This window comes from Pseudomonas sp. OTU750018, from assembly GCF_011636575.1.
GTDB lineage: Bacteria > Pseudomonadota > Gammaproteobacteria > Pseudomonadales > Pseudomonadaceae > Aquipseudomonas > Aquipseudomonas peli.
In genome coordinates this window covers 1,075,621-1,091,244 of sequence record NZ_JAAPAU010000002.1, presented here as the reverse complement: position 1 = coordinate 1,091,244, position 15,624 = coordinate 1,075,621, and the positions used below count along the sequence as shown (strand labels likewise).

The window sequence follows — 15,624 nt, the reverse complement described above, 5'->3', positions numbered from 1 at the left end:
TCGAGGCGCGTGTCATGGCTGAGCGTCTGTCCATCCTGATTGCCGAGGACAACGCGGCTGATCGCATGCTGCTGTCGACCATCGTCAGTCGCCAAGGGCACCGGGTACTGACCGCCAGTAATGGTTTGGAGGCAGTGGCCCTGTTCGAGCAAGAGCGGCCGCAGCTGGTCCTGATGGATGCCTTGATGCCCATCATGGACGGCTTTGAAGCTGCCCGACGGATCAAGCAGGTGGCCGGCGAAGAGTTGGTGCCGATCATTTTTCTGACCTCACTGACCGAAGGCGAAGCCCTGGTGCGCTGCCTGGAGGCCGGCGGTGATGACTTTCTTGCTAAACCCTACAATCGGGTCATTCTCGAAGCGAAAATCAAGGCCATGGATCGCTTGCGCCGCCTGCAGGATACGGTGCTGCAGCAGCGTGATCTGATTGCCATGCACAATGAACACCTGCTCACTGAGCAGCGCGTGGCCAAGGCCGTGTTTGACAAGGTGACGCACTCTGGTTGCCTGGATGCACCGAATATCCGCTACCTGCAATCACCTTATGCAGTGTTCAACGGCGATCTGCTATTGGCTGCGTTCAAACCGTCGGGTGGCATGCATGTGTTGCTGGGGGATTTCACCGGCCACGGTTTGCCCGCAGCGATTGGGGCGATGCCGCTGGCTGAGGTGTTCTATGGCATGACGGCCAAGGGCTATTCCCTCGCCGAAGTGCTACGCGAGATCAATGCCAAGCTCAAACGCATTCTCCCCGTCGGGGTGTTTTGCTGTGCGACGGTGTTGAATATCAGTTTCCAGCGGCAGGTGGTCGAGGTGTGGAATGGCGGCCTGCCTGATGGCTATCTGCTGCGTGGCAGTGGCGAGCGTTTGCCGCTGGTGTCGCGGCACTTGCCGTTGGGTGTGCTGGAACCGGCCGCATTCAACGACAAGTATGAGGTCTACCCGCTGGCGCTGGGTGATCGGGTTTTTCTGCTCTCCGATGGTGTGCTGGAGACCTGTAACAAGCTCGGTGAGTTGTTTGGTGAAGAGCGCTTGCTGGAGGTGATCGCCGCTAACCGGCAGCTGCCTGCTTTATTCACTGAAATTCAGCAGGCGCTGACCCATTTCAGCGGTGAGCAGCAGGACGATGTCAGCTTGCTCGAGGTCAGCCTGGTTGATGACGCGGAGTTGAGCCGTCCGCCACTGGCCTTTGCCGATAATGGCCAGAGTCATTCCCTGGACTGGTCGGCCAGCTTCGAGTTTCGCGGTGAAACCCTGCGTCACTTCAACCCGCTGCCTTTCCTCCTGCAATTACTGCTTGAGGTGCAGGGGCTAAGGCCTCAAGGCGGAGCCTTGTTCAGTGTGTTGGCCGAGTTGTATTCCAATGCGCTTGAGCATGGCGTGTTGGGGTTGGACTCAGCACTCAAGGCAAATGCCGAGGGGTTTGCTGAGTACTACCGCCAGCGCAGTGTGCGCCTGGCTGCGCTGACCGACGGATTTGTGCGCTTTCACCTGCAGTTGTTACCTGAAGGCGCAGGAGGGCGCTTGATCGTCCGTGTTGAAGACAGTGGCTCGGGGTTCGATCCTCAACAAGTGCCCGTTGAACCGCGTGACGCGCATAGTTTGAGTGGCCGCGGACTGGCCTTGGTCAGGCAACTGAGTGAGCGTTGCAGTTGGGGCGACGGCGAACCGGGGGTGCGCGTGGAGTTTTCCTGGTTGCCTGGGGCATAATCCGGGGCACCACGCGAGGGGAGCGAGCCGTTGTCCGATATTCACCTTGATAGCGCAGTATTAGCGGCCTTGCAGGATGTCATGGAAGATGAATATCCGGTGCTGCTGGACACCTTTCTGATTGATTCTGAAGAGCGCCTGCTCGTACTGCGCCAAGCCGAGCAAGCGGCCGATGCGCAAAGCTTGCGGTTGGCGGCTCACAGCTTTAAAGGCAGTTGCAGCAACATGGGGGCGCCGATGCTGGCGGGCCTGTGTAAACAGCTGGAAGAGGCTGGGCGTCGCGAACAGTTGGAGCAGGCTCCTGAGCTGGTCGAACAAATTGAGCGTGAGTTTGCCATTGTGCGCATCCTGCTCAAGTCCGAGCGCCAGCGTTATCGGCATTAACCTTGCTGCGCCTGTCTCCTGACGTTGCTGCAGCTCACCTCGCCCTGTCTGCCAATAAACAAGTTGGCCCGCCCCTTGCAAAACCCTTCGCACGACCAATCCCGAGCGGAGAGTATCCATGTCCGTTGCCCCCGATCTGCTGCTCAAGTCAGCACCTGAAGTAAAGCCCAGAGCTGCTGCATCAAAACCGCCGGAAAAACCCGCGCAGCCTAATAAGAATGAGGCTTCCAGCTTCTCTCAGGTGTATGCCAAAGAGCGGCAGGCTAAAGCGGCTGAACGTAACGACGGGCCTGCAAAGCCGGCACGTGAAAGCAATGTTGATAAAGACGAACCGCTGGATGCGCAGGCGCAGGCTGCCGTTGGGCAAGCCGAGGTTGCCGATAGCGGCAAGCCTTTGCCGACTGATCCGGCAAGCGATGGCGCCGTTCTGGATCCGCTTCTGTTGCTTGGTATCACCGGTGAGATGCCCGTAGCCGAGACGGATGACGTGGCGCTTGAAGCCGAACCTGTGCCGCTGATGGTCACCACGGGTAACTTGACCAGCTCCGGCCCGGCGAGCATGACCGAGGCCAGCTTTGATGCTGAGCTGGATGCGCTCAATCAGCTGCCGGCAGTGCGCATGGCCCTGGAAATGGGGGCGAAGGAGAAGCTGCAGGCCGATCAGGCTGGAGCGCCCTCGGCCCAGGCGCAAAACGTCAGTCAAAGCTTGTTGGCCAGTCAGGTGGTACAGGATGAAACCCCGGTCGAGGGGGATAGCCTGGAACTGCCAGAGTTACAGCTTGAAGCCCTCACCGGTAAAAGCCTGGAGGCGCTGAAGGAAGGCACGGCCAATAACGCGCCGGAGAACTTTGTCAGTAAGCTCAATGCCCTGACTCAGGCGATGAACCAGCAAGTGACCCAGGCGCGCGCGCCCTTATTGGCTGGCCAACCGGTGGCCATGCAACAGGGTGGCTGGAGCGAAGCAGTGGTGGATCGGGTGATGGTGATGTCCAGCCAGAACCTCAAGTCGGCTGAGATTCAGCTGGATCCTGCAGAGCTCGGCCGTCTGGAGGTGCGCATCAGTGTGAACCAGGACCAAAGTCAGGTGACGTTCGCCAGTCCACATGCCGGTGTGCGTGAGGCGCTGGATTCGCAGATGCACCGTTTGCGCGAACTGTTTGCCCAGCAGGGTATGAATCAGCCGGACGTGAATGTTTCTGATCAGTCGCTGAACCGCGGTTGGCAAGGGCAGGGGGGCGATGGTGGCAATAGTCGCGGAGGGTCCTCCAGTGAACTGCTTGGCGGGGATGAGGAACTGCATTCGAGTGCGGTCGAGTCGGCTCGCACGCCATCTGTAAGTGCCCGTGCCTTGGTTGATTACTACGCATAGAGCGCTTGCTGCTGTAGTTGCATGGTCCACTGATCTAAACTGCATTTCGCCCGACTCCCCGTGTGTGGGAGTCGGGCGATTTTGTTTGGGCGTACGTTGATCGAATGCCTTGGTCGCATCACCTTCAGGTGCTGCGCCACTCGTACTGAGCAGGTTTGTTGACAGACTGGCATAACACTTGCTCGTAACCCTTTGAAAACGGATAGAACTCCGAATAACGACGGATTATTGGCATGGCTAAGAAAGAAGCAGCACCGGCACCGGCAAATGCCGAGGCGAAACCAGCCGGCAAAATGAAGCTGATCATTATCATCGTTATTGCGGTGTTGCTCGCTGTGGGCCTTTCTGTGGGGGGAACCTGGTTCTTTTTAAGTAAAAAGGACGCAGGGGCTGAAGAAGCCAAGGCAGAAGTCAGTGCCGAACCAGCAGTACCCGTCAAACAGGCCGCAATCTATGAAGAGCTGTCACCGGCCTTTGTCGTGAATTTCAACCACCAAGGCCGCGCCCGCTATATGCAGGTTAGTGTGGCGTTGATGACCCGTGATCAAGTGGCCCTGGATGCGCTCAAGGTGCACATGCCGGTGTTGCGTAACCGCCTGGTGATGCTGTTTTCCGGTCAGGATTTCGGTTCCTTGCTAACCCCGGTCGGTAAAGAAATGCTGCGCCAGCAAGCGACTGCCAGCGTGCAGGAGCTGGCAGAGAAAGAGACCGGCAAAGTCACGGTTGAGCAAGTGCTGTTCACCAACCTCGTGTTGCAGTAATCAGGAGCCATCTATGGCTGTGCAAGACCTGCTTTCCCAGGATGAGATCGATGCCCTGCTGCATGGTGTCGACGACGGCTTGGTTGAAACCGAGGACGAAGCCGAACCGGGAAGCGTCAAGCAATATGACCTGACCAGTCAGGACCGCATTGTCCGTGGGCGCATGCCGACGCTTGAGATGATCAACGAGCGTTTTGCGCGCTATACCCGCATCAGCATGTTCAACCTGCTGCGCCGCTCCGCCGATGTGGCGGTGGGCGGTGTGCAGGTCATGAAATTTGGCGAATACGTGCACTCGCTGTACGTGCCGACCAGCCTCAACCTGGTGAAGATGAAGCCGTTGCGCGGCACCGGTCTGTTTATTCTCGACGCCAAGCTGGTGTTCAAGCTGGTCGACAACTTCTTTGGTGGCGATGGCCGGCACGCCAAGATCGAAGGGCGTGAGTTCACCCCCACTGAGTTGCGTGTGGTGCGCATGGTGCTGGATCAGGCCTTTATTGACCTCAAGGAAGCCTGGCACGCGGTGATGGATATCAACTTCGAGTACGTCAACTCGGAAGTGAATCCCGCGCTGGCCAACATCGTCAGTCCCAGTGAAGTGATCGTGGTATCGACCTTCCATATTGAATTGGATGGCGGTGGTGGTGACCTGCACATCACCATGCCGTATTCGATGATCGAACCGATCCGCGAGATGCTTGATGCAGGCTTCCAGTCCGATGTGGATGACCAGGATGAGCGCTGGATCAAAGCGCTGCGCGAAGACATTCTTGGCGTCAGCGTGCCCCTGGGCGCGACTGTTGCCCGCCGCCAGCTCAAACTGCGCGACATTCTGCATATGCAGCCCGGTGACGTGATCCCGGTGGAGCTGCCGGAAAGCGTGGTGCTGTGCGCTAACGGTGTGCCCTCTTTCAAGGTCAAGATGGGGGCGCACAAAGGCAAGCTGGCTTTGCAGGTGCTCGGCCCCATTGAGCGTAACCGCTAATTCCCCTATTCAACGCCAGCCGAGGAAATACGATGGCAGACGAAAACGAAAACGAAGCCAGCTCGCCCGAGGAGCAGGCACTCGCTGATGAGTGGGCGGCTGCATTGTCTGAAGCCGGCGATGCCGGGCAGGATGATATCGACGCCATGCTCGCCGCCAGCGACCCTGCTCCATCAGCGCCGCGTGCGCCAATGGAAGAGTTTGACAGTGCGCCGAAGATGAACCTGCCGGTGAATCTGGATGGGCCGAATTTGGATGTGATTCTGGATATTCCGGTGTCCATTTCCATGGAGGTCGGCAATACCGATATCACCATCCGTAACCTGCTGCAGCTCAACCAGGGCTCGGTGATCGAGTTGGATCGTCTGGCCGGTGAGCCGCTGGATGTGCTGGTCAACGGCACCCTGATCGCCCACGGCGAAGTGGTGGTGGTGAACGAGAAGTTCGGCATTCGCCTGACTGACGTGATCAGTCCAAGTGAACGCATCAAGAAGCTGCGCTAACCATGCTTAGAACCCTAGTGTTGGGCTTGCTGCTACCGGTTGCGGCTCTGGCTGCCGAACCGGCCGCGCAAGCGGCTGTACCCCTTGCTGGAACAGGTATGGGCGGGCAACTTGTACAGCTGCTGCTGGGCCTGCTGTTGGTGATTGGCCTGATTTTTCTGCTGGCCTGGCTGGTGCGCCGCGTGCAGCAAATCGTGCCGCGGGGTGGCCAGGTCATCAAAGTGCTGGCCACCCAGGCGCTGGGGCCGCGTGATCGCCTGGTGCTGGTGCAGGTGGGTAACGAGCAGGTATTGCTGGGTCTGACCCCGGGCACCATCACGTCGTTGCATGTGCTGAAAGAGCCGGTGCATATGCCGGATGTTGAGCCTGCCTCGACCGAGTTTGCTCAGCGCCTGATGGAGCTGTTGGGTAAAGACCAGAAGGACAAGTCGTGATGCTGCGTTTGCTGCTGATACTGGTTTTTAGTCTGGGTGCGTCACTGGCATTCGCTGCCGATCCGCCGACTGCCAGTACCTTGATTCAGTCGGGCAATAACCCGCTGTCGATCCCGGCAATCACCCTGAGTACCGACACAGCTGGGCAGCAGGAGTACTCGGTCAGCCTGCAAATCCTGCTGATCATGACTGCGCTGAGCTTTATTCCAGCGTTTGTCATGCTGATGACCAGTTTTACCCGGATCATCATTGTCTTCTCGATTCTGCGTCAGGCCCTGGGGTTGCAACAGACACCGTCTAACCAGATCCTGGTTGGTATGGCGCTGTTTTTAACCATGTTTATCATGGCGCCGGTGTTCGATCAGATTAACCGCGAGGCGCTGCAGCCCTACCTGAACGAGCAACTGCCTGCGCAGGAAGCGATTCTCAAGGCCGAAGGGCCGATAAAGAATTTTATGCTGTCACAGACCCGTGAAAGCGATCTTGAATTGTTTGTGCGCCTGTCCAAGCGCACGGATATCGCCAGCCCGGAAGAGGCGCCGCTGACCATTCTGGTGCCGGCGTTTGTCACGTCCGAGCTGAAAACCGCCTTCCAGATCGGCTTTATGATCTTTATTCCGTTCCTGATCATCGACATGGTGGTGGCCAGTATCTTGATGGCGATGGGTATGATGATGCTCTCGCCGTTGATCATTTCTCTGCCATTCAAAATCATGCTGTTTGTGTTGATTGATGGCTGGGCGCTGATCATGGGTACGCTGGCGGCCAGCTTCGGAGGTACTTAGACATGACGCCTGAAGTTGCGGTGGACTTGGTTCGTGATGCGCTGTGGCTGACCGCCATGATTGTGGCCATTTTGGTGGTGCCGAGCCTGCTGGTAGGGCTGTTGGTAGCCATGTTTCAGGCCGCCACACAGATCAACGAACAGACTTTGAGCTTTCTGCCCAGGCTGTTGGTGATTTTGGTCTGTTTGATTGTGCTCGGGCCGTGGCTGGTGCGTGAGCTGATGGAGTACACCGAGAATCTGATCATGAACATTCCGATGCTGATCGGCTGACATGCTCGAGCTAAGCAACGAGCAGATCGGTGCGTGGGTGGGTAGCTTTCTGCTGCCGCTGTTTCGCATTTCGGCCCTGCTGATGTTTATGCCGATCATTGGTACCCAGCTGGTTTCGGCGCGGGTACGCCTGTACCTGGCCCTGGCTATCTGTGTGGTGATTATGCCGACCTTGCCACCGATGCCAGTGATTGATGCCATCAACCTGCAAGCCTTTATCTGGATTGCCCAGGAAATCCTGATTGGCTTGATGTTCGGGTTTGTCCTGCAACTGTTCTTTCAGGTGTTTGTCATTGCCGGTCAGATTGTGGCCATCCAGATGGGCCTTGGCTTTGCCTCAATGATTGACCCGGCCAATGGGATCTCGGTGCCAGTGATCGGTCAGGTGTTCATGATCTTGGTGACCTTGCTGTTTCTCGCCATGAACGCCCACCTGGTGGTGTTTGAAGTGCTGGCTGAGAGCTTCTTCACCCTGCCAGTAGGTGGTGGCTTTCTGGTGGAAAACTACTGGGAAATTGCCAACAAACTAGGCTGGGTATTGGGGGCGGCTCTGCTTCTGGTATTACCGGCGATTACCGCGTTGTTGGTGATCAACCTGGCATTCGGGGTAATGACCCGCGCCGCGCCGCAGCTGAATATCTTCTCCATTGGTTTCCCACTGACCCTGGTGTTGGGCATGGTCATCGTATGGATTGGCATGGCCGATATCCTCGCGCAGTACCAGGTATTTGCCACTGAGGCGTTGCAGTTTCTGCGTGAAATGGCGGGGGCGAGTTAAGCCATGGCCGAATCCGAGAGCGGTGCCGATAAAAGCGAGGAACCCACGGAGAAACGCCTACGCGAATCCCGTGAAAAGGGGCAGATTGCCCGTTCTAAAGAACTCAATACCTTGGCGGTTACCCTCGGTGGTTTTGGCGGCATGCTCGCGTTTGGTGGCAGCATGGCTAACGCCATGCTCGATATCATGCGGGGTAATTTCTCGCTGACCCGCGAGGTGATCATGGATGAGCGCAGCATGTCGCTATGGCTGGCGGCTTCTGGGCAGATCGCTCTGGAAGCGCTGTTCCCGCTGTTCGTGTTGTTGTTGATTGTGTCGATTGTGGGGCCGATCTCTCTCGGTGGCTGGCTGTTCTCGGCCGAAGCCATGGCGCCCAAACTCAGTCGCATGAACCCTCTGGCAGGGCTTAAACGCATGTTTTCGACCGATGCCTTGGTTGAGCTGCTCAAGGCGTTTGCCAAGTTCACCCTGATTCTGTTGGTGGGCGTAGCGGTGCTTTCGGCCTGGCAAGAAGACCTGCTGGCGATCGTCCATGAACCGATTGAAGCGGCCATCCTGCACTCCGCCACGGTGGTGGGCTGGAGTGCATTGTGGATGTCTTGCGGGCTGATTCTGATTGCCGCCGTGGATGTGCCGTTTCAGCTCTGGAGCAGTAAGCAGAAGCTGATGATGACCAAGCAGGAAGTGCGCGACGAGTACAAGGACAGCGAGGGCAAGCCCGAGGTCAAGCAGCGTATTCGCCAGTTGCAGCGTGAAATGGCCGAGCGACGCATGATGCAGTCGGTGCCCGACGCTGATGTGGTCATCACCAACCCGACGCACTTTGCCGTGGCCTTGAAGTACGACCCGGCCAAAGGCAGTGCGCCGGTGCTGCTGGCCAAGGGCGGTGACTTCACCGCATTGAAGATTCGCGAAATCGCCAACGAGCACAAGGTCATGGTGCTGGAATCACCAGCCTTGGCGCGGGCGGTGTTCTATTCCACTGAGCTGGATCAGGAAATCCCGGCCGGCCTGTACCTGGCCATCGCTCAGGTCTTGGCGTACGTCTACCAGCTGCGTCAGTACCAGGCGGGCAAGGGCAAACGTCCTGGCCCGTTGCCGGATATGCCCATCCCGCCAGATTTACGCCGCGACGAGTAACGCTCAGCCACATTGCTTTGGCGCGTTGGCTGTTTGACGGGCTCTGACAAAGTTGGACAGCTTCTTGCAAAACCCCTCCCAAAGGCGCGACTCGCGTCAAAAGATTGAATTGGCTGGGGTAGTGGTGTGGCAATAGATCGCTCACAAATGATCGGTGATGTGCGCAGTAACCTGTCGGGGTTGAAACAGGGCAACCTGGGCATCCCACTGTTGCTGCTGGTCATGCTCGGCATGGTCATGCTGCCGATTCCACCGTTTCTCCTTGATGTGCTGTTTACCTTCAGTATTGCCCTGTCGATCGTCGTCCTGCTGGTAGCGATCTACGCCCTGCGCCCGCTGGATTTCGCGGTATTCCCGACCATTCTGCTGGCGGCAACCTTGCTGCGTCTGGCGCTTAACGTCGCCTCCACGCGGGTGGTGCTACTTAACGGTCAGGACGGTCACGACGCTGCGGGTAAGGTGATCCAGGCCTTCGGTGAGGTAGTGATCGGTGGTAACTACGTGGTCGGTATCGTGGTGTTCGCGATCCTGATGATCATCAACTTCGTGGTGGTCACCAAAGGTGCCGGACGTATCTCCGAGGTCAGTGCGCGTTTCACTTTGGACGCCATGCCGGGCAAGCAGATGGCCATCGACGCGGACCTGAATGCCGGGTTGATCGACCAGGCGGAGGCCAAGAAGCGTCGCAGCGAAGTGTCCCAGGAAGCCGACTTCTACGGCTCCATGGACGGTGCCAGCAAGTTTGTACGCGGCGATGCGATTGCCGGCCTGCTGATTCTGTTTATCAACCTGATCGGTGGCATCGCCATCGGTATTTTCCAGCATGACCTGAGTTTCGCCGACGCCGGCCGTATCTACACTTTGCTGACCATCGGTGACGGCCTGGTGGCGCAGATTCCATCGCTGCTGCTGTCGACTGCAGCGGCGATCATGGTGACCCGTGTTTCCAGCTCGGAAGACATGGGCGCCCAGGTCAATCGGCAGATGTTTGCCTCGCCGCGGGCGCTGGCGGTGACGGCTGCGGTGATGATCGCCATGGGCTTGGTGCCCGGCATGCCACATTTCTCTTTTATCAGCCTGGGCCTGGTGGCTGCGGGTGCCGCGTACTGGATTGCCAACAAACAGCGTACAACCAAGGAAAACGAAATCAAGGAAGTGCAGCGCCAACAGGAATTGCTGCCGGCGCAGAAGGCTCAAGAGGTCAAGGAGCTGGGCTGGGACGACGTAACACTGGTGGATATGGTCGGCCTGGAAGTGGGTTATCGGCTGATTCCGTTGGTTGACCGTAACCAGGGTGGCCAGCTGCTGGCGCGGATCAAGGGCGTGCGTAAGAAGCTCTCCCAGGAGATGGGCTTTCTCATGCCCTCGGTGCATATCCGCGACAACCTGGACCTGCAGCCCAATGCCTATCGCCTGACGCTGATGGGGGTCAGCGTGGCCGAGGCCGAGGTGTACCCGGATCGCGAGCTGGCGATCAACCCGGGCCAGGTGTTCGGTCCGCTCAATGGCATCGCCGCCAAGGATCCGGCATTCGGTCTGGAGGCGGTGTGGATCGACCCGACTCAGCGCGATCAGGCGCAGTCGCTTGGCTACACCGTGGTAGACGCCAGTACCGTAGTGGCGACCCACCTCAACCAAGTCCTGCACAAACATGCCCACGAGCTGCTGGGTCATGAGGAAGTGCAACAGTTGATGCAGCTCTTGGCCAAGAGCTCGCCGAAGCTCGCTGAAGAGCTGGTGCCAGGAATGATTTCCCTGTCAACCCTGCTCAAGGTGCTGCAGAGCCTGCTGCAGGAACAGGTGCCGGTACGCGATATCCGCACCATCGCCGAGGCCATCGCCAATGTTGCGGTGAAGAGTCAAGATCCCGCCGCGATGGTGGCGGCGGTACGCGTCGCGTTGGCTCGCGCAATCGTGCAAAGCATTGTGGGACTAGAGCTGGAGCTGCCTGTGATCACGCTGGAACCCAGGTTGGAACAGATATTGCTCAACAGTATCCAGAAGGCCGGTCAAGGCTCCGAGGAGGGCATCCTCCTGGAACCTGGCATGGCCGAGAAGCTGCAGCGTTCCCTGGTGGAAGCGGCGCAGCGCCAGGAGATGCTCGGCAAGCCAGTGATTCTGCTGGTTGCCGGTCCGGTCCGGGCGATGCTCTCGCGATTCGCGCGGCTGGCGGTTCCGAGTATCCATGTACTGGCATACCAGGAAATTCCGGATAACAAGCAGGTCACCATCGTTGCGACGGTGGGGCAGAACTAACCGAGGTTACAGGCCATGCAGGTCAAACGCTTTTTCGCCGCTGATATGCGTACCGCCATGAAATTGGTGCGTGATGAGCTGGGTGCCGATGCCTCGATCATTGGCAATCGCCGGGTAGCCGGTGGTGTCGAATTGACCGCCGCGCTGGATTATCAGGTGCCAGCCGCACCGGCCCGTCAGCCCAACCCTGCGTTGGAAGCAGAGCTGCGCAAGACTCAGGCGAAAATTGCCACGGCCCAGGCCGAGCTGACCACCCGCACTCAGGTCGATGCCGGCAAAGATCGTCAGCTGTTTGGCGCGGCAGACAGCCTGCCTGCTGACAGCTTGGCGGCCGTGATGCGCAAATCGCAGGCAGTGCCAGCTGCGGCAACCGATCAGCGCGCTCTGGATGCCATGCGTTTCGAACTGCATGGCCTGCGTGAGCTGATTGAAGTGCAGCTGGGCTCGATTGCCTGGGGTCAGTTGCAGAACCGTCGCCCGCAGCAAGCCAATTTGTGGCGTCGCCTGCAGCGCATGGGCTTGTCGGCCGAATTGTCGAAAGCGCTGCTGGAGCGTGTGAATACGGTGACTGAACCTCGCCAGGCCTGGCGCATGGTGCTGGCGCATCTAGCTCACGCGATCAAAACGCCGAAGCAGGAACCGATGGAAGAGGGCGGCGTAATCGCCTTGGTAGGCCCCGCTGGCATGGGCAAAACCACTACTTTGGCCAAGCTGGCCGCGCGTTACGTGCTCAAGTACGGCGCGCAGCATATTGCCCTGGTCAGCCTGGACAGCTACCGCATTGGTGCTCAGGAGCAGCTCAAGACCTTGGGGCGTATTCTCAATGTCCCGGTGACCCTGGTTGACCCTGGCCAATCGTTGACTCAAGCCTTGGCACCGCTGGCGCGTAAGCGAGTGGTGCTGATTGACACCGCCGGCCTGCCCGCCAATGACCCAGCCCTGCGCATGCAGCTGGAAACGCTGGCCAGCCGTGGCGTCAACGCAAAAAATTATCTGGTTATGGCCGCTACCAGCCAGGGCCAAGTGCTGAAAGCCGCCTACCATAGTTATAAGCGTTGCGGCTTGTCTGGCTGCATTCTGACAAAAGCGGATGAGGCCACCAGCCTGGGTGAGGTTTTAGGACTGGCTATTAGCCAGCGTCTACCGGTAGCCTATCTCGCTGATGGGCCACGCATTCCCGATGATTTGCAGATTCCACGCAGTCATCAATTGGTTAGCCGGGCCGTAGGGCTGCAGGCGACCCAGGATCCAAGCGAAGATACGATGGCGGAGATGTTTGCCGGGCTTTACCAGCAACCCGCACGACGCGTCAGTTAAGCGTCCTGCTGTTGGCAATGAACCGCGCTTAGCCAGCCAAGTGGCTCCAGTCGAAGTTAGACAAGGTGTGTAGAAATATGGGTATGCATCCCGTACAGGTGATTGCGGTGACCGGCGGCAAAGGTGGCGTCGGTAAGACCAACGTCTCGGTGAACCTGGCGTTGGCCCTGGCTGATCTCGGCCGTCGGGTGATGCTGATGGACGCCGACCTTGGCTTGGCCAACGTCGACGTGTTGTTGGGCCTCAGCGCCAAACGCACCCTGGAAGACGTTATCAGTGGCGAGTGCGAGCTGCGCGATGTGTTACTGCAGGGCCCTGGCGGCATTCGTATCGTGCCGGCAGCCTCGGGTATTCAGAGCATGGTGCAGCTGTCACCCATGCAACATGCGGGGCTTATCCAGGCGTTCAGCGATATCAGTGACAACCTCGACGTGTTGATCATCGACACCGCCGCGGGTATTGGTGACGGTGTTGTGAGCTTCGTGCGCGCTGCCCAGGAAGTGCTGGTGGTGGTGTGTGATGAGCCGACTTCGATTACCGATGCCTACGCACTGATCAAATTGCTTAATCGCGATCACGGCATGAACCGTTTCCGGGTATTGGCCAATATGGCCCATAGCCCGCAGGAAGGTCGCAACCTCTTTGCTAAGCTGACTAAAGTGACTGACCGTTTCCTTGATGTTGCCCTGCAGTATGTAGGCGCGGTGCCATACGACGAGTCAGTGCGCAAGGCCGTGCAGAAGCAGCGTGCGGTCTACGAAGCCTTTCCGCGTTCGAAGTGTGCGCTGGCGTTCAAGGCGATAGCCCAGAAAGTTGACGCCTGGCCGTTACCGGCCAATCCGCGTGGCCATTTGGAGTTTTTCGTTGAGCGTCTGGTGCAGCAACCGATCGCGGACACGGCTATATGACAGCAGCCTCTGGACTTCGTATGTATAGCAAGGCGCAGGCGCAGGATTCCCAGCACCAGTTGATCGAGCGCTACGCGCCCCTGGTCAAACGCATTGCCTATCACCTGTTGGCCCGCCTGCCGGCCAATGTACAGGTCGACGATCTGATTCAGGCCGGAATGATCGGCTTGCTCGAAGCGTCAAAAAAATACGACTCCAGTAAAGGCGCCAGTTTCGAAACGTTTGCGGGTATTCGCATTCGCGGTTCGATGCTCGATGAAGTGCGCAAAGGCGACTGGGCGCCACGTTCGGTGCATCGCAATAGCCGCATGGTCAGTGATGCAATTAGAAAAATTGAGGCCAGAACGGGTCGAGACGCTAAAGATCAAGAGGTTGCGGCCGAACTCCAATTGAGTCTCGAGGATTACTACGGCATTCTTGGCGACACTTTAGGCAGCCGCCTGTTCAGTTTCGACGACCTGTTGCAGGACGGCGAACACGGTGGGCTGGGTGAAGACGCTGGCAGCAACCACCTCGAACCTTCTCGTGATCTGGAAGATGAACGCTTTCAGGCGGCCCTGGCAGATGCCATTGCCAACCTGCCGGAGCGCGAGCGCTTGGTGTTAGCGCTATATTACGATGAAGAACTGAATCTTAAAGAGATCGGCGAGGTGTTAGGGGTTAGCGAATCACGTGTAAGCCAACTACACAGTCAGTGTGCCGCACGTTTACGTGCTCGACTGGGTGAGTGGCGCGCACATTGAGTTGTATTCGCTGATGCTGGGCCGGTTTCACGATTAAAAGCGCATGCAGGTTGCTGCCTGCGTTTGGGACTGTACGGAGGTCGACTTGGACAAGAACATGAAAATCCTCATCGTTGATGACTTTTCAACGATGCGACGGATCATCAAGAACCTTCTGCGTGACTTGGGGTTCACCAATACCGCGGAAGCGGATGATGGCGTAACCGCGCTGCCCATGCTGCAAAGCGGTAGCTTCGATTTCCTCGTGACTGACTGGAACATGCCTGGCATGACGGGTATCGATCTGTTGCGCGCAGTGCGTGCGGATGATCGCTTGAAAACCTTGCCGGTGCTGATGGTCACGGCAGAAGCCAAGCGTGATCAGATCATCGAAGCAGCCCAGGCGGGGGTTAACGGTTATGTGGTCAAGCCGTTCACAGCCCAAGTGCTGAAAGAGAAGATTGAAAAGATCTTCGAGCGGGTCAACGGCTGATGTTTGCCACGAGGGTGCTATGGAGCATAAAGATTCCGTTCAAGGTGACCTTGAGTCGACCCTGAAATACAACGCTCGCCAACTGGTAGATAGCCTGGAACAAGGCAACTTTGGTGAAGCGGTACAGCTGATACATGAGCTCAACAAGGCACGTGACCGTGGTCTTTACCATGAAGTCGGTAAGCTGACTCGTGAGCTGCATAACGCCATCGTCAATTTCCAGCTCGACCCCCGTGTGCCACATGCCACTGAGGTTTCGCAAATTACCGATGCCACTGAGCGCCTGAATTATGTGGTGACGATGACCGAAAAAGCGGCCAATCGCACCATGGATCTGGTCGAGCAAAGTGCCCCGCTGGTAAATGACCTCAGCGATGAAGCGCAAAGCCTCAGCGGTGATTGGGGGCGCTTCATGCGCCGCGAAATGAGTGCCGATGGCTTTCGCGAGTTAGCCAAGCGTGTGGAGCTGTTTCTCGCGCGAAGCGAACGCGACGGTGCCAAGATTTCTGCACACCTCAATGACATCCTGTTGGCTCAGGATTATCAGGACCTGACCGGCCAGGTGATCAAGCGTGTAACGCAGCTGGTTACCGAAGTGGAAAGCAACTTGCTGAAACTGGTGCTGATGGCCAGTCAGGTCGATCAGTTTGCCGGCATTGAGCACAACCATGAGTTGCTCCGCGCCGAACAAGAAAAACAAAAAGAGCCTTCGCGTGGTGAAGGTCCGCAGATTCATGCCGATAAGCGTGAAGACGTCGCATCCAATCAGGATGATGTCGACGACCTGCTTTCCAGCCTGGGATTTTAG

At 57.9% G+C, this 15,624-nt stretch carries 17 protein-coding genes; all 17 read left to right on the top strand.

The annotated features are described in order from the left end of the window. The first annotated feature begins 14 nt into the window (after positions 1-14). The 17 genes from HCI85_RS14025 (at position 15) to HCI85_RS13945 (ending at position 15,624) form a co-directional block, all read left to right on the top strand. Positions 15-1,709, top strand: coding sequence for an ATP-binding SpoIIE family protein phosphatase (locus HCI85_RS14025; RefSeq protein WP_167145325.1), 1,695 nt, complete (start codon positions 15-17; stop codon positions 1,707-1,709). A gap of 30 nt (positions 1,710-1,739) precedes the next feature. Then, positions 1,740-2,093 (top strand): Hpt domain-containing protein, encoded by a 354-nt coding sequence (locus HCI85_RS14020; RefSeq protein ID WP_090252079.1) that lies wholly within the window; start codon positions 1,740-1,742, stop codon positions 2,091-2,093. Positions 2,094-2,211: 118 nt separating this feature from the next. Continuing rightward, positions 2,212-3,462, top strand: coding sequence for a flagellar hook-length control protein FliK (locus HCI85_RS14015; RefSeq protein WP_167145323.1), 1,251 nt, complete (start codon positions 2,212-2,214; stop codon positions 3,460-3,462). Positions 3,463-3,695: 233 nt separating this feature from the next. Beyond that, a complete protein-coding gene (gene fliL, locus HCI85_RS14010) occupies positions 3,696-4,223 on the top strand; it encodes a flagellar basal body-associated protein FliL (RefSeq protein WP_090252085.1) in 528 nt (175 codons plus the stop codon). A gap of 13 nt (positions 4,224-4,236) precedes the next feature. Then, the gene (fliM, locus tag HCI85_RS14005) at positions 4,237-5,208 is read left to right on the top strand and encodes a flagellar motor switch protein FliM (protein ID WP_090252087.1); all 972 of its coding nucleotides are present in this window, start codon (positions 4,237-4,239) and stop codon (positions 5,206-5,208) included. A gap of 32 nt (positions 5,209-5,240) precedes the next feature. Continuing rightward, complete coding sequence (gene fliN / locus HCI85_RS14000; RefSeq protein ID WP_090252089.1) at positions 5,241-5,711, top strand: flagellar motor switch protein FliN; 471 nt, start codon at positions 5,241-5,243, stop codon at positions 5,709-5,711. 2 nt (positions 5,712-5,713) lie between these two features. Continuing rightward, the gene (fliO, locus tag HCI85_RS13995; protein ID WP_160087936.1) at positions 5,714-6,145 is read left to right on the top strand and encodes a flagellar biosynthetic protein FliO; all 432 of its coding nucleotides are present in this window, start codon (positions 5,714-5,716) and stop codon (positions 6,143-6,145) included. Next, positions 6,145-6,930: a flagellar type III secretion system pore protein FliP gene (fliP, locus tag HCI85_RS13990; RefSeq protein ID WP_167145321.1), complete on the top strand. Its 786-nt coding sequence runs from the start codon at positions 6,145-6,147 to the stop codon at positions 6,928-6,930. The genes fliO and fliP overlap by 1 nt, the downstream gene beginning before the upstream one ends. Before the next feature lie 2 nt (positions 6,931-6,932). Then, the gene (gene fliQ, locus HCI85_RS13985; RefSeq protein WP_167145319.1) at positions 6,933-7,202 is read left to right on the top strand and encodes a flagellar biosynthesis protein FliQ; all 270 of its coding nucleotides are present in this window, start codon (positions 6,933-6,935) and stop codon (positions 7,200-7,202) included. A gap of 1 nt (position 7,203) precedes the next feature. Further along, complete coding sequence (gene fliR / locus HCI85_RS13980; RefSeq protein ID WP_090252099.1) at positions 7,204-7,980, top strand: flagellar biosynthetic protein FliR; 777 nt, start codon at positions 7,204-7,206, stop codon at positions 7,978-7,980. A 3-nt stretch (positions 7,981-7,983) separates the two neighbouring features. Continuing rightward, on the top strand, positions 7,984-9,120 hold the full coding sequence (gene flhB, locus HCI85_RS13975) for a flagellar biosynthesis protein FlhB (protein ID WP_167145316.1): 1,137 nt from the start codon (positions 7,984-7,986) through the stop codon (positions 9,118-9,120). 132 nt (positions 9,121-9,252) lie between these two features. Beyond that, positions 9,253-11,376: a flagellar biosynthesis protein FlhA gene (flhA, locus tag HCI85_RS13970; protein WP_167145771.1), complete on the top strand. Its 2,124-nt coding sequence runs from the start codon at positions 9,253-9,255 to the stop codon at positions 11,374-11,376. Between the two features lie 15 nt (positions 11,377-11,391). Further along, a complete protein-coding gene (gene flhF / locus HCI85_RS13965; protein WP_167145314.1) occupies positions 11,392-12,693 on the top strand; it encodes a flagellar biosynthesis protein FlhF in 1,302 nt (433 codons plus the stop codon). Positions 12,694-12,770: 77 nt separating this feature from the next. After that, positions 12,771-13,601, top strand: a complete 831-nt coding sequence (gene fleN, locus HCI85_RS13960; protein WP_090252106.1) for a flagellar synthesis regulator FleN — start codon at positions 12,771-12,773, stop codon at positions 13,599-13,601. Beyond that, entirely contained in the window at positions 13,598-14,344 is a 747-nt protein-coding gene (gene fliA / locus HCI85_RS13955; protein WP_167145311.1) for an RNA polymerase sigma factor FliA, read from the top strand. The genes fleN and fliA overlap by 4 nt, the downstream gene beginning before the upstream one ends. A 97-nt stretch (positions 14,345-14,441) precedes the next feature. Then, the gene (locus HCI85_RS13950) at positions 14,442-14,816 is read left to right on the top strand and encodes a chemotaxis response regulator CheY (protein WP_090254048.1); all 375 of its coding nucleotides are present in this window, start codon (positions 14,442-14,444) and stop codon (positions 14,814-14,816) included. Positions 14,817-14,835: 19 nt separating this feature from the next. Then, positions 14,836-15,624, top strand: a complete 789-nt coding sequence (locus HCI85_RS13945; protein ID WP_160087926.1) for a protein phosphatase CheZ — start codon at positions 14,836-14,838, stop codon at positions 15,622-15,624.